A 13149-nucleotide genomic window follows, 5' to 3' on the forward strand; every position below is an offset into this window, starting at 1 on the left:
GTGGCTACGACCGTGCACGTGTTCGACACGATGGGAACCGCCGTGAGCGTGCGGTCGGGCGATCGTCTCGATCCCGAGGCGATGCGATCGGTCGAGAGCGTCTTCGACGCGTTCGACCGGCGCTTCAGCCTCTACCGTCCCGACTCCGAGCTCAGCCGCATCGCCCGGGGCGATCTGGCCCTGTCCCGGGCGAGCGGTGCGGTGCGCGACTGTTATGCGGAGGCGCTGGAATGGGGTCGCCGCTCCGACGGAGCGTTCACCCCCCACCGGCCTGACGGCATCGTCGACCTCTCGGGAATCGTGAAGGCCGACGCCATCGCGGCGGCGGGCGGGGTCCTGGATGGTGCGGGGATCGCCGACTGGCTGCTCAACGCGGGTGGCGACATCCTCGCCCGCGGCGATCACGCGGGGGAGGCATGGCGGCTCGGGATCGTCGACCCGTCCGTGCGGGACGCGCTGCTGTGCACCGTGACGCTCGGCGGTTTGGGGCGCGCCCTGGCCACGTCCGGAACCGCCGAGCGGGGTGAGCACATCTGGCGACACGGACCCGCCGACTACCGGCAGGTCTCGGTCGTCGCCGGCGACATAGTCACCGCCGACGTCCTGGCCACGGCGATCCTCGCGGGTGGCCGGCGGGTCTGCGACAGCGTGGCCGGCCGGTTCGACGTGGACATCCTCACGGTGGACGGCGACGGCGAGATGACCGCTACGACGGGAATACGGGCCGCCCTCGGCATGACAGCGCCCTCGACGTGACAGCGCCCTCGCCGTGAGGCGGGCATGACGACCACGCCGCTCGACGCTCTCTATACTGCGATCATGGCGGAGCCAGCGCGTATCCTGCTCGTCGAAGACGACGCGCGGCTCGCCGAGATGCTCACGCAGATTCTCGCCGGAGAGGGATACGAGATCGTTGTCGCGCGCGACGGTCAGCGCGCGCTGCATGAGGGTCTGACCCAGCAGTTCGACGCGATCATCCTCGACCGAGGCCTGCCGGCGATCGAAGGCCTGGACGTGCTCAGGCGGCTCCGCGATCACGGAATCCTCACGCCGGCGCTCGTGCTGTCGGCCCTTGGCAACCCGGCTGACCGTGTCGAGGGGCTGGATCGTGGCGCAGAGGATTACGTGAGCAAGCCGTTCGACATCGACGAGCTCCTGGCCCGGGTTCGTGCGTTGTTGCGCCGCCAACGTGACAGCGCCCCGGTGCTGGAGGTCCCGAACGGAACGCTGGAGGTCGCAACCCGAACCGTTACCACCCGGTCAGGGCTCAGCATCGCGCTGTCCGAGCGCGAGTCCGACCTCTTGGAGACCCTCGCACGCCGGCCGCACCAGGTGTTCGAGCGGGCCAGCCTGCTGCGCTCGGTCTTTCCGGACGCGGACGATCCAGGAGTCGTCGACACGTATGTCCATTACCTCCGCAAGAAGCTTGGGCGCGACGCCCTCACCACGATCCGCGGTGTCGGCTATCGACTGGGGAGGCGCGAATGAGCCGATCTGTTCGCCGTCGGACGCCCCGCACGCGAGACGATCTTCGCAGCGCGTCCATCCGCCTCACGGTGCAGTTCACGGCGCTCGTGCTCGTCCTGATCGCGGTGGTCGGCGCGGTCGTGTACGCCATCGCGAGCAACAGTATCGCGGAGTCGAACCAGCGCGAGCTGGTCGCCGCCACTCAGATCGATTCGGGACGGGACGCCGGGCCCGACGTCTACGTGACGATTGTCGATGGGCGCACAGGGGGGCAGATCGTCACGCCGCCGAACCTGCCGGCGGGCGTGCTCGACACCGCAGCGATCCAGGCGGTCGCGACCGGGGGAGGGGACCAGCGGTCGCAGAAGGTCGTCGACGGCCGCAGCTTCCTGATGCTGACGACGTCCGCAACCGGAGATCCGCGCAACGACCGCATCGTGCAGGTCGCCCTCGACCAGCGCGAAGGCAGCGAGGAGATCGGTCGTCTGGTGACGGCGCTGCTGGTCGGCAGTGGGATAGCGGTCGTGCTGGCGTGCTTCGTTTCGTTCCTGATGGCGCGTCGAGCGATGCGGCCCATGGCGGATGCTCTCACGCTGCAGCGCCGGTTCGTGGCCGATGCCAGTCATGAGCTGCGCACCCCCCTGACTCTGCTGAGCACCCGTGCGCAGATGCTCAAGCGGCGGGGTCACGCCGACCTCCCGGCGGATGTGACCGCATCCATCGACGACGTGGTGACCGATTCCAGGGCGCTCACCGAGATCCTCGAGGATCTCCTCATCGCCGCAGACCCGCGCGGCGATCCCCCACACTCCGCCGTTGATGTCGCGGCCGTCGCGCGACGCGCCGTTCACTTGTTGGCGGAGGATGCCGAGGGCCGTGGGGTCGCCCTCGTCTGCATCGCGGGCACGGGCCCGACAACCGTGATCGGATCGGAGGCCGCGCTCCTTCGTTTGGTGATCGCTCTTGCGGCGAACGCTCTCGATCACGCCCGCGCTTCGGTCCTGGTGGAGGTCGCGTCGAAACCGAGCTCGGTCAGCATCCGCGTCACCGACGACGGCGACGGCTTCTCGCCCGCGGCGCGCGCAACGGCGTTCGATCGGTTCGCCAGCACCAGGGGAGAGCAGACCGGGTCGGCTCAGCGCCACTACGGCCTCGGGCTCGCGATCGTTTCGGAGATCGCCCGACGTCATCGCGGGGACGTCCGCATCGACCACACCAGCCTCGGCGGTAGCGTGCTCTGTTCTCTTCCGAGCCCCGACGCACGCCACTGACGACGAGACGCCTGATTCGCCTCGTGTGTTGAGCGTGGAATGCCTCCGGCCGCGGCGGGAACAGGAACCACCCACGACTAGGTGACGTTTCGCGCCGCCACACCGATTCGCCCCAAGTTCCCGATGCGGTCGGCTGTGCATTCGCCCTGGCCGACACTGCGAATGAAACTGCGAAGAGAACGACCCTGTCGGCCCGGCCAGTCTGGCCCCGACTCCATCGACGAACACCATCATCACGATCACAGGCCAGCTCGTGTCGGAGGCGACGGCGGTCGGCGACCATCGCGAGACCGCGATGGTCGCCGGCAGCGAAGTGAATCGGCCTGACTTTCGTTCCGTTCTTCAAGCAAGGATGGAACTCGATGAACAGGAAGTATTCGCCGGAGATGTGTGAGCGCGCGCTGCGGATGCTCGCGGAGACGCGGCCGTCGCACCCGAACATGATGAGCGCGGTCCGTCACGTCGCGGGGTTGCTGGGCATGAGCCCGGAGACGCTGCGGCTCTGGCAGCGCCGCTACGAGGTCGACGCCGGCGGCAAGCCTGGGGCGACCGAGGCCGCGCAGCGGATCAAGCAGCTCGAGAAGGAGAACGCCGAGCTGCGGAAGGCGAATGAGATCCTCAAGGCTGCGAGCGTGTTTTTCGCGAAGGAGCTCGACCGCCCCTGACCGAGATGATCCGGTTCATCAATGAGCACCGGGATCGTTTCGGGGTCGAGCTCATCTGCCGTGTCCTGCGACCGGCAGTGCAGGGCTTCCTCACCTCCCGCGGCTACCGCGCCGCCATCGGCCGTGCGCCGTCCGCGCGGCAGTTGAAGGATGAGCTGCTGGTCCCGGAGGTCGCGAGGCTGCACGCCGAGAACTACGGCGTCTACGGCCGCCGGAAGATGCATGCGCTGATGCGCCGGCAAGGCTGGGACATCGGCCGCGACCAGACCGAACGCCTCATGCGGCTCGCTGGGGTCCGCGGCGTCCGGAAGTCGAAGCGGGTATTCACCACGCGCTCCGACAAGACCGTGGCGCTGCCGAGCGACCTGGTCAACCGTCGCTTCACCGCGCCGGCGCCGCGACGGCTCTGGGTGTGTGACGTGACGTATGTCGCCACCTGGTCCGGTTTCGCGTACGTCGCGTTCGTCACCGACGTCTACTCGAGGCGGATCGTCGGCTGGAACGTCGCATCCACGCTGCGCGCCGAGATCCTGCCGATGCAGGCGCTCGACATGGCCGCCTGGGGCGTCGGCGGACGGCTCGACGGGCTCATCCATCACGCTGACCATGGGTCGAACTACACCGCGATGGTCTACACGGAGCGGATCGTCGAGCTCGGCGCGGTCCCCTCCACGGGGACCGTCGGCGACTCGTTTGATAACGCGATGGCAGAGGCGGTCAACAACCTCTACAAGACCGAGCTGATCCGTCAGCGCGGACCGTGGCGGACCGTCGAGCAGGTCGAACTCGCGACGCTCGAGTGGGTGTGGTGGTGGAACAACCAGCGCCTCCACGGCGAGCTCGACATGCGCACCCCGATCGAGGTCGAGAACGCATACTACGCTGACCTGGAATCAGCCCAACCGGCACCTGCCGGACAAGGCTCCCGATAGGAACGAAAGTCAGGCCGATTCACTTCCTGGTTGTGTTTGCGCCGGGCACGGACGCAATCGCGAAAGACACGCGAACGATCGACGTGATAGAGACGCGAACGCTGCGTACAGCGTTCTTGAATGAATGTCCGCTAATCTAATTCACGGCAGGGGAGAAAATCATGACACTGATCGGCGGACGTATCCAGCGTCTCCGCGACGACATCGGTCTTTCGCAGGCCGATGCTTCTGCGCGATCCCCCATCTCTCAGGCGACTTGGAGCCGAATCGAGTCGGGCGCCAAGGAGCCGCATCTGGGCGAAGTTGCGGGCATCGCCGCTGCGCTGGGTTGCTTCGTGTCAACCGTGCTTGGGCAAGGCGAGACCCTTGACCAACTGCAGACTGCAGCACGCACTACCGGCAGTCCAGCAGCGGACGCAGACAGCGTCGTGGAAGAGCTCGGCTTCTTCCTTGAAGCGAAGGCTCAACTGCGCGTGGCCGGTTACATCGGGTGAACGCTGAGCAGTCAGGGCGGGCACTCGCGGCGAAGGTTCGACGCGAATGGAAGCTCGGGCTCGCACCCATCGCCGACGTCGCCGCACTACTTGAGGACGCCGTTGGCGCGGATGTACTCATCATCCAAATGCCAGCAAATCACGACGGATTCACCCGGCGGAACCCTCAAACTGGCGACATCATCGTGGCAGCCGCGGCAACAGAGAAGTACGAACGGCAGCGATTCACTCTCGCACACGAGCTCGGCCACATCCTGGCGAACGACCTTCACACCACCCTCGAAACTGTGCACGTGGCCGGTCCATCGGAGACGCGAGCGCACGTCTTCGCACGCCACTTCCTCGCCCCGCTCGGCGGTGTAGAGCGATTGAAGGAGAGGTACACAGGTCAGGAGCTCGTGTCCGAGGTTATCCGCCACTTCGGCGTCTCCCCTCAGGTCGCCGCTATTCAACTCGGTCACCTCGGGTTGACCGAGGCGGGCAAAGAGGCCGCGGCGTCAAAGAGTTCCGCTTGGTACGCAACCCGCTTCGGGTGGGATGCCGAACGGGCGGGAGAGGTCGCTGCGGCCGCTCGGGAACGACCTCCTCGCTCCATCGTCGCGGCTGCTACCGCCGCCTTCGAGGACGGCGTCGTAGACGACGTGATGCTCGCCCGTCTTCGAATGGGCGAGGTCGCTGCGACCGACGAGCTCTTGAAGGGCGCAGGTATCGAGGTCGCCGAGAGCTCCGCGCAAGAGCGTTCGTTCGACGCAGGCGACGATGACTGGTAGCCCTCTCGTCATCGACGCCGGTCCCGCACTCAACTTCCTAGCAGCCGGAAAGCACGATCTTCTTTGCGAGGTCATCGAACGCCGGGAACGTACTCTCCTGATGCCACAGACCGTGCATGACGAGATTCATCAGATCGTCGAACGACCACGCGGAGCCAAGTTCCACGCTTGCCCGGGCAGGCTTACGCAACTGATCGAGATGGAGCGCATTGAACTACTCGACGACAGCGTCCAGAACGCCCCACTAGTTGCCCAGGTTGAACGTGTGGCTGGCCTTCCTATGATCAGACGGCTGCGAGAACCAAAGGATCTCGGAGAGACACTCGTTCTGGCGCACGCACTCTGCCTGAGGAATGAAGGCAAGAGTGTGGTCGTCCTCCTCGACGAGGTCGAAGGCACGAAGAAAGCTCGGATGTACGGGCTGACTGTCATCACCACGATCGGCATCCTGATCGCCGCCGCCAACTACGGCCTCGTACCCGACCGCGGAGAGATGAGGGAGACCTACGAGGCCATCGCCCAGTTCGATGACGGCCTCCCGAAGTGGGACAGCGACCCCAGCAGAAACAAGCTTGCGGACAGGACCATCTACCTCGCTCATCGCGTGAAGCACGCCACGAAGCCGAACGCCACGGGAACGTAGGTCGCCCGTAGTTTCACGCAAAGTCGCTGCCCGCTAGCGCGATCCTTCCCGTTTTCTTCCCGTTTGCGGTTTGCGGGCAGAAGTGAAGCCCCGCGATCCCAGTGTTTCCAAGGGGTTCGCGGGGCTTCGACGTGGCGGTGACGGTGGGATTTGAACCCACGGTAGGGGGTTACCCTACACAACTTTTCGAGAGTTGCACCTTCGGCCGCTCGGACACGTCACCGCCGAAGAGCTTACGTCACGCCGCGCCCGCCCGCCAATCGGGCGAGCCGCGACGCGTCAGCCGAGTTCGACCGTGCGAGCGGTCGACGTGCGGCCACCGACCTCGACCTGCTGCCCGAGATAACGCGGGTGCGTGTCGATGCGTGAGCCCGCGCCCTGCACGATCCGCAGATCGCGGGCGAGCTCAGCCGTGAGCCGCACCGCGGCGGCACCGGTTGCCTCGTCCTCGCGGATGCCCATGTCGGGCGAGAACATCCGGGCGCGCAGCAGCCCCTCGGGCTCGTCGATCCACGCCCAGACGTAGTGCGAACCGGAGGCGAAGGCATCCGGATCCACCACGTCCACGGCGGCGGGCGAGTCCAGCTGCGTGATCTCGAACGCGGGACACCACTCGGGCAGTGCGGTCACGAAGATCCGGTCTCCGTCGGCTCGCACGCGCACATCGCCGGCGGGGACCCGGAGCAGGCGGATGTCGTCTCCGGTGCGCTGCAGCCACGCCGCGAGGCCGACGGTCGGATGCCCGGCGAAAGGCAGCTCGACCGACGGTGTGAAGATGCGGGCCGTCGCGACGCCGTCGGTCATGCCGTCGATGAACACGGTCTCGCTGAACCCGAGATCCGCCGCGATCTGCTGCTCCCGACGATGGGTGGATACCGATGCCCAGACGATCCCGAGAGGGTTACCGAACGCGCCGGCGTCGTCGACGAACACATTCACCACATCGACGAGCACGCTCACGTCGTCGATCCTCCCACCTTGCCGACCCGCCTCAGTCGACGAGGGCGGCGGCGCCGGCGATCACGTCCACGACGGCGGCAGGCTCCGGCATCCCGACCGCGAAGACGTACGTGGCGCTGAACCCGGTCGCCGCGATGTCGCGCACCGTGGCGGCGAGGGTCTCGGCCGTCGAGTCCGGGTTGATGGGCACCATCGCTGTCTTCTCGATCTCGTCGTAGTCGCGACCGACGGCGTCGCAGTGCCCGCGCAGCACGTCGAGCTTGCGCGCCGACTGGTCGCTGAATGAGATGTTGCACGCGTCGGCGTACTGCGCCACCATCCGCAGTGTCTTCTTCTCGCCGCTGCCGCCGATCATGAGATACGGATGCGGCTGCGTGAGCGCCTGCGGGGAGTTGATCGTGCGACCGAGCCGGTACACCGATCCGTCGTAGGGCCCCTCGTCTCCCGACCACATCTGCAGGCAGATCTGGATCGTCTCCTCCAGCTGCCGGAACCGCTCCGCCACCGGCGGGAACGCGAATCCGAGTCCCTGCGACTCCTCCTCGTTCCAGGCCGCTCCGATGCCGAGCCCGACGCGACCGCCGGAGAGCACGTTGAGCGTCGTCACGGCCTTGGCCAGCAGCGCCGGCTCGCGGTAGATCACTCCGGTCACGAGTGTGTGCAGCAGCGCCTTCTCGGTGTGGGCGGCGATGAATCCGAGCGCGGCGTACGCCTCGAGCATGTCGTGCTCGACGGGTCCGATCCCCGGCAGCTGCCAGAAGTGGTCCATGACGGTGATGCGCTGGATGCCTGCAGCCTCGGCGTTGCGCACGTGCGCCGCGAGGGCGGAGCCGAGGCGCTCCGGTCCGCTGTTCCAGGTGAAGTCTGCGATGTGGATGCCGAATTCCATGGTGTCAGGCTAGGCCCGCGGAGACCCCCGGACGGCCGTCCTCGGCGAACTCATCAGGCGGCACATCATCGCCAGGCGGCGGCGACCTCGGCGTGGGTGCGCAGGATGCCTTCGGTCGTACCGTCGGGCGCGCGGCCGATGCCGCACTCCGTCGCCACGCCGAACGCGGGCACGACTCCCGAGGCGGCGGCGATGCGGCGCGCGGCGCCCTCGGCGCCGTCCTCGCGGTGCACGAGCCCGAGGTACAGCTCGGTGTCGCCGGTGAGCGCGAGCTCCGCCAGCGGGGCGAAGTAGGCGGCGTCGTCGCGTTCGATCGGCACGGGCAGGTGCACCCACGTCAGCGGCCGGTCGAGCGAGGAGAGCAGGGCGTTGGCGAACCGCGTGAGGTTCGCGGCATCCGTCGGCTCGATGAAGTGCTTCTCGCCGGCGTCGCCGTAGCAGAGGTGCACGCCCACCTCGACGTCCGTCGGCACGGCGTTCACGAGGGCGGCGACGCGCGACGGGAGCTCGGTCCACTGGTCGTCGAACCAGCCCGAGTAGTCACCGCCGAAGGTCTCCTCGTAGCCGCCCGACTCCAGCACGGCGAACTCGGTCGCGACGTCCCACTGGATCGCGAGGTCACCGTGCGGGATGGCCGCGGTGATCCGCTGCAGCTCGCCGAGCAGTGCGACCGCGTACACCGGCTCGATCGCGGGCCGATCCTCGCCGCGGAAGAACGCGGCCACCACGCCGACCGGCGTCGGGAGCGAGACCTGGAACCGCACGCCCGCCGGGATCGCGCCCTCGTCGCGCAGACGGGTGAACACCGCGTAGGACTCGAGCGCGGCATCCGCGTACCCGAGGGGAGGAAGGACGATGGATGCCGCGTCCACCCCGTCGGCGATGCGCACCGGCCGGGCGTCGAGGCCGCGCACGAGCACGGGCTCGTCGCCGATGCGTTCGAGTCCCTCGGCCTGACCGATCACGTCGGGCTGGAAGAGGATCCAGTGGAACCGCGGCCCGACCTCGCCGTCGGGGATCCGCTTGAGGTGCCGGCCGAGCAGTCCGGCGGCCGTGCGCATGGTCTTCTCGGCGTCGTCGAAGTTGATGCTGCCGACGAGGTGGGCTCCCTGGGGCTGAGTCATGACGTTCGCCTTCGAATGTGCGGATGCGGCCATCGCCATCGTACGACCCCGGGTGTCGCCGGACGGGACTAGGTTTGCGACGTGAGCATGACCCTCGACCCCCAGCAGCGACTGGTGGTGTCGATCGCCGCGCTGGCATCGTTCGTCGCCTTCCTCGACGGCACGGTCGTCAACGTCGCCCTCCCCGCGATCAGCCGCGAGCTGGGCGGCGGCCTCGTGACGCAGCAGTGGGTGGTGGATGCCTACCTCATCACCCTCGGTGCGCTCATCCTGCTGGCGGGATCGGTGAGCGACGCGTTCGGTCGCATCCTGGTGATGCGCATCGGTCTGATCGGCTTCGGCATCGCCTCGATCGCGATCGCCGCGGCCCCCGACCCGCTGTTCCTCATCGTGGCGCGCGCCGTGCAGGGCGCCGCCGGCGCCTTCCTCGTGCCGAGCTCGCTCGCCCTCATCACCTCCACCATCCGCGGCCCGCGCCAGAGCAAGGCGATCGGCACGTGGACGGCGCTCACGACGGGCGCGATGGTGGTCGGCCCTCTCATCGGCGGCGTCTTCGTCGACTACCTGTCGTGGCGGTTCGTGTTCCTCATCAACGTGCTGCCGATCGCGGTGACCCTGTGGCTGCTCACGCGCCTGACGGCCCACGACCAGCGCAAGCCCGGGGTGCGCATCGACTGGCTCGGCGGGGCGATGTGCACGCTGGGCCTCGGCGCCGCGGTGTACGCCCTCATCGAGCAGCCCAACCTCGGGTGGGGCGCGCCCGGCATCTGGATCCCCCTGACCGCCGGCATCCTGTTGTTCGCCGGCTTCCTGGTACGGCAGCGCACGACGTCGTCGCCGATCCTGCCGCTCGGGCTGTTCCGCGTACGCAACTTCTGGACGGGCAACATCGCGACGTTCTTCATCTACGCCGCCCTGTCGCTGAACGGCTTCGTGGTGTCGGTGTACCTGCAGCAGGGCGCCGGGCTCCCCGCGACGATCGCGGGCCTCGCGAGCCTGCCCACCACGATCATGATGGTGCTGCTCAGCTCGCGCATGGGCGCCCTCGCGGGGCGCTGGGGGCCGCGGCTGTTCATGACGCTGGGCCCGATCGTCATGGCGATCGGCGCTCTGCTGCTGCTGTCGGTCGGCGAGCACTTCGACTACTGGTGGCAGGTGCTGCCGAGCATGATCGTGTTCGGTCTCGGACTCGCCGCGACCGTGTCGCCGCTGACCTCGGCGATCCTCGGGGCGGTCGACACCGAGCGCTCCGGAATCGCCTCGGCCGTCAACAACGCCGTCTCGCGCGTGGCCGGACTCCTCGTGATCGCGACGCTCGCCACGATCGTCGGCGGATCGCTCGACCTCGCCGGGTTCCATCGCGCCGCCGTGGTGGCCGCCACCATGCTGGCGCTGGGCGGCCTGGTGTCGTGGCTCGGGATCCGCAACGGGATGCCGCAGCCCGGCGCCTCCGCCGATGCCGGAGCCGAGCGGGCCTGAACCGGCGCGCACTGCCTGGCCCGCGGCATCCGTCCGCTGTCAGACTGGGGCGCATGAGCGTCATCGAGAACTCGAAGCTGACCGTCGTCGGTGCCGGGAGCGTGGGCGCGAGCACCGCGTACGCCGCCCTGATCCGCGGATCGGCGCGGCACGTCGCGCTGTACGACATCGCGACCGAGAAGGTCGAGGCCGAGGTGCTCGACCTCGCGCACGGCACCCAGTTCACCGGGACCAGCGACATCATCGGCGGCAGCGACCTGTCGGTGGTCGAGGGCTCGCACGTCGTCGTGATCACGGCGGGCGCGAAGCAGAACCCCGGGCAGACCCGCATCGAGCTGGCGGGGGTGAACGCCTCGATCGTCAGTCGCATGATGCCGCAGCTGCTGGAGGCCGCGCCGAACGCGATCTACGTCATCGTGACGAACCCGTGCGACGTGCTCACGGTGCTCGCGCAGGAGGCGACCGGGCTGCCGCCCGAGCGGATCTTCGCCTCGGGCACGGTGCTCGACACGTCGCGGCTGCGGTGGAAGCTCGCGCAGCGCGCCGGGGTGTCGACCTCGAGCGTGCACGCCTACATCGTCGGCGAGCACGGCGACACCGAGTTCCCGCTGTGGTCGACTGCGACCATCGGCACCGTCCCGATCCTGGAGTGGGAGGCGGGCGGGCGGCCGCGGATGACCTCCGACGAGCTCGACGGGATCGCCGTGGACGTGCGGGATGCCGCCTACAAGGTGATCCAGGGCAAGGGCGCCACGAACTACGCGATCGGGCTGTCGTCGGCGCGCATCGTCGAGGCGATCCTCGGCGACGAGCACGCCGTCATGCCCGTCTCGACGGTGCTGTCGGACTATCACGGGATCGACGGGGTCGCCCTGTCGGTGCCGTCGGTCGTGAGCGCCGCCGGCGCGGTGCCGATCCACGAGACGCCGTACTCCGACGACGAGCTGATGCTGCTGCGCCGCTCGGCCGACGCGCTGCGCACGGTCGCGGACTCGCTGCGCGGCTGAGCGGGAGGGCATGTCGGGCGTCGCGGCTACCCTGACACCATGGCCACCCGACGCACCACCGCACCCGCGCCCTACCGGTGCACCGAATGCGGGTGGACGACGCTGAAATGGGTCGGGCGCTGCGGCGAGTGCCAGCAGTGGGGAACGGTCGTCGAGGCCGCCGAGCAGACCGGCATCGTGCGCACGATCGCGGCCACCGCGCCGTCGGCCGACCGCGCGGCGCGGCCCATCACCGCCGTCGACAGCCGCGACACCCCGCGCCGTAGCACCGGCGTCGGCGAGTTCGACCGCGTGCTCGGCGGCGGCATCGTGCCGGGAGCGGCGATCCTCCTGTCGGGCGAGCCCGGGGTCGGCAAGTCGACCCTGCTCCTCGAGGTGGCGGCGGCGAGCGCGCGCGTCGGCAAACGCGTGCTCTACGCCAGCGCCGAGGAGTCGATCGGGCAGGTGCGGCTGCGTGCCGAGCGCACCGGAGCCCTCCACGACGAGCTCTACCTCGCCGCCGAGACCGACCTCGCCACGATCCTCGGCAACATCGACCAGGTGCGGCCCGAGCTGCTCATCGTCGACTCCGTGCAGACCGTGTCATCGTCGCTGTCCGAAGGCATGGCGGGGCATCCGAGCCAGGTGCGGGAGGTGGCATCCACTCTCATCCGCGTCGCGAAGGAGCGCGACCTGCCCGTCATCATCGTCGGGCACGTCACGAAAGACGGATTGATCGCCGGTCCGCGCATCCTCGAGCACCTCGTCGATGTGGTGTGCCACTTCGAGGGCGACCGGCAGACGTCACTGCGCTTCGTGCGAGCGCTGAAGAACCGCTTCGGCGCCACCGACGAGGTCGGCTGCTTCGACATGACCGGCGCCGGCATCGCCGAGGTCCCCGACCCCAGCCGGCTCTTCCTCGGCTCGGGAAGCGCCGAGCCGGGCACGTGCGTCGCGATCGCCCTCGAAGGGCGCCGCGCGCTGCCGGTCGAGGTCCAGGCCCTCACGATCTCGTCGACCTCCCCCAATCCGCGACGGATCGTCAACGGCGTCGACGCGGCGCGGGTGGCGATGGTGCTCGCCGTGCTGGAGAAGAAGGCCGGGATCAAGACGAGCGACCAGGACGTGTACGTCTCCACGGTCGGCGGGGTGCGGTTCGTCGAGCCCGCAGCCGACCTCGCGATCGCGATCGCCGTGGCGGGGGCGGTGCGCAACGAGTCGACGCCGACGCATCTGGCGGCGATCGGCGAGCTGAGCCTCGCCGGCGAGATCCGTCCCGTCACCCAGACCGCCCAGCGGCGCAGCGAGGCGGCGCGCCTCGGCTACACCGAGGTGATCGACGACCGGTCGAAGAAGCTGTCGAGCGCGCTCAACGACGTGAAGGCCCGCGCGCGGGCTCGTCCCGGCGACGACGTCCCCCGGTTCTGACGCCGAGCTCCGGCGCCAGCGTCAGTCGCTCGCGTCCGTCG

General features: G+C 68.7%; 13 protein-coding genes and 1 tRNA gene. 10 read left to right on the plus strand and 4 right to left on the minus strand.

What is annotated here, in order from left to right; genetic code table 11:
• The 7 genes from ACSJDX_RS01920 (at position 1) to ACSJDX_RS01950 (ending at position 6242) form a co-directional block, all read left to right on the plus strand.
• On the plus strand, positions 1-756 hold the full coding sequence (locus ACSJDX_RS01920) for an FAD:protein FMN transferase (protein WP_438353912.1): 756 nt from the start codon (positions 1-3) through the stop codon (positions 754-756).
• A gap of 24 nt (positions 757-780) precedes the next feature.
• Positions 781-1488, plus strand: coding sequence for a response regulator transcription factor (locus ACSJDX_RS01925; protein WP_438353913.1), 708 nt, complete (start codon positions 781-783; stop codon positions 1486-1488).
• Positions 1489-1592: 104 nt separating this feature from the next.
• Complete coding sequence (locus tag ACSJDX_RS01930) at positions 1593-2738, plus strand: sensor histidine kinase (RefSeq protein ID WP_438353914.1); 1146 nt, start codon at positions 1593-1595, stop codon at positions 2736-2738.
• A gap of 362 nt (positions 2739-3100) precedes the next feature.
• Positions 3101-4335 (plus strand): IS3 family transposase gene (locus tag ACSJDX_RS01935; protein ID WP_438353915.1). Its coding sequence is split into 2 segments (ribosomal slippage): positions 3101-3377 and positions 3377-4335, totalling 1236 coding nucleotides; the frame shifts between segments, so codons are not numbered across the junction.
• Between the two features lie 161 nt (positions 4336-4496).
• A complete protein-coding gene (locus tag ACSJDX_RS01940; RefSeq protein ID WP_438353916.1) occupies positions 4497-4829 on the plus strand; it encodes a helix-turn-helix domain-containing protein in 333 nt (110 codons plus the stop codon).
• Positions 4826-5599 (plus strand): ImmA/IrrE family metallo-endopeptidase, encoded by a 774-nt coding sequence (locus ACSJDX_RS01945; RefSeq protein WP_438353917.1) that lies wholly within the window; start codon positions 4826-4828, stop codon positions 5597-5599. The genes ACSJDX_RS01940 and ACSJDX_RS01945 overlap by 4 nt, the downstream gene beginning before the upstream one ends.
• The gene (locus tag ACSJDX_RS01950) at positions 5589-6242 is read left to right on the plus strand and encodes a hypothetical protein (protein ID WP_438353918.1); all 654 of its coding nucleotides are present in this window, start codon (positions 5589-5591) and stop codon (positions 6240-6242) included. Before ACSJDX_RS01945 ends, ACSJDX_RS01950 begins: the two co-directional genes overlap by 11 nt.
• A gap of 132 nt (positions 6243-6374) precedes the next feature.
• Here ACSJDX_RS01950 and ACSJDX_RS01955 read toward each other — a convergent pair.
• The 4 genes from ACSJDX_RS01955 to ACSJDX_RS01970 form a co-directional block, all read right to left on the minus strand.
• Positions 6375-6465 (minus strand) — tRNA-Ser (locus tag ACSJDX_RS01955).
• Between the two features lie 56 nt (positions 6466-6521).
• Entirely contained in the window at positions 6522-7202 is a 681-nt protein-coding gene (locus tag ACSJDX_RS01960; protein WP_438353919.1) for a PhzF family phenazine biosynthesis protein, read from the minus strand.
• Positions 7203-7233: 31 nt separating this feature from the next.
• On the minus strand, positions 7234-8091 hold the full coding sequence (locus ACSJDX_RS01965; RefSeq protein ID WP_438353920.1) for an LLM class F420-dependent oxidoreductase: 858 nt from the start codon (positions 8089-8091) through the stop codon (positions 7234-7236).
• Between the two features lie 65 nt (positions 8092-8156).
• Complete coding sequence (locus ACSJDX_RS01970) at positions 8157-9215, minus strand: hypothetical protein (RefSeq protein WP_438353921.1); 1059 nt, start codon at positions 9213-9215, stop codon at positions 8157-8159.
• Positions 9216-9302: 87 nt separating this feature from the next.
• Between ACSJDX_RS01970 and ACSJDX_RS01975 the strand changes: the two genes are divergently transcribed.
• Genes ACSJDX_RS01975 through radA form a run of 3 tightly spaced genes read left to right on the plus strand, consistent with a single transcriptional unit; the run spans position 9303 to position 13108 of the window.
• Positions 9303-10694, plus strand: a complete 1392-nt coding sequence (locus tag ACSJDX_RS01975; RefSeq protein ID WP_438355028.1) for an MFS transporter — start codon at positions 9303-9305, stop codon at positions 10692-10694.
• 53 nt (positions 10695-10747) lie between these two features.
• Positions 10748-11701 (plus strand): L-lactate dehydrogenase, encoded by a 954-nt coding sequence (locus tag ACSJDX_RS01980; RefSeq protein ID WP_438353922.1) that lies wholly within the window; start codon positions 10748-10750, stop codon positions 11699-11701.
• A gap of 39 nt (positions 11702-11740) precedes the next feature.
• A complete protein-coding gene (gene radA / locus ACSJDX_RS01985; RefSeq protein ID WP_438353923.1) occupies positions 11741-13108 on the plus strand; it encodes a DNA repair protein RadA in 1368 nt (455 codons plus the stop codon).
• The last annotated feature ends 41 nt before the right edge of the window (positions 13109-13149 follow it).

Origin of the sequence: Microbacterium fluminis, assembly GCF_051549805.1 — a bacterium.
Taxonomy (GTDB): domain Bacteria; phylum Actinomycetota; class Actinomycetes; order Actinomycetales; family Microbacteriaceae; genus Microbacterium.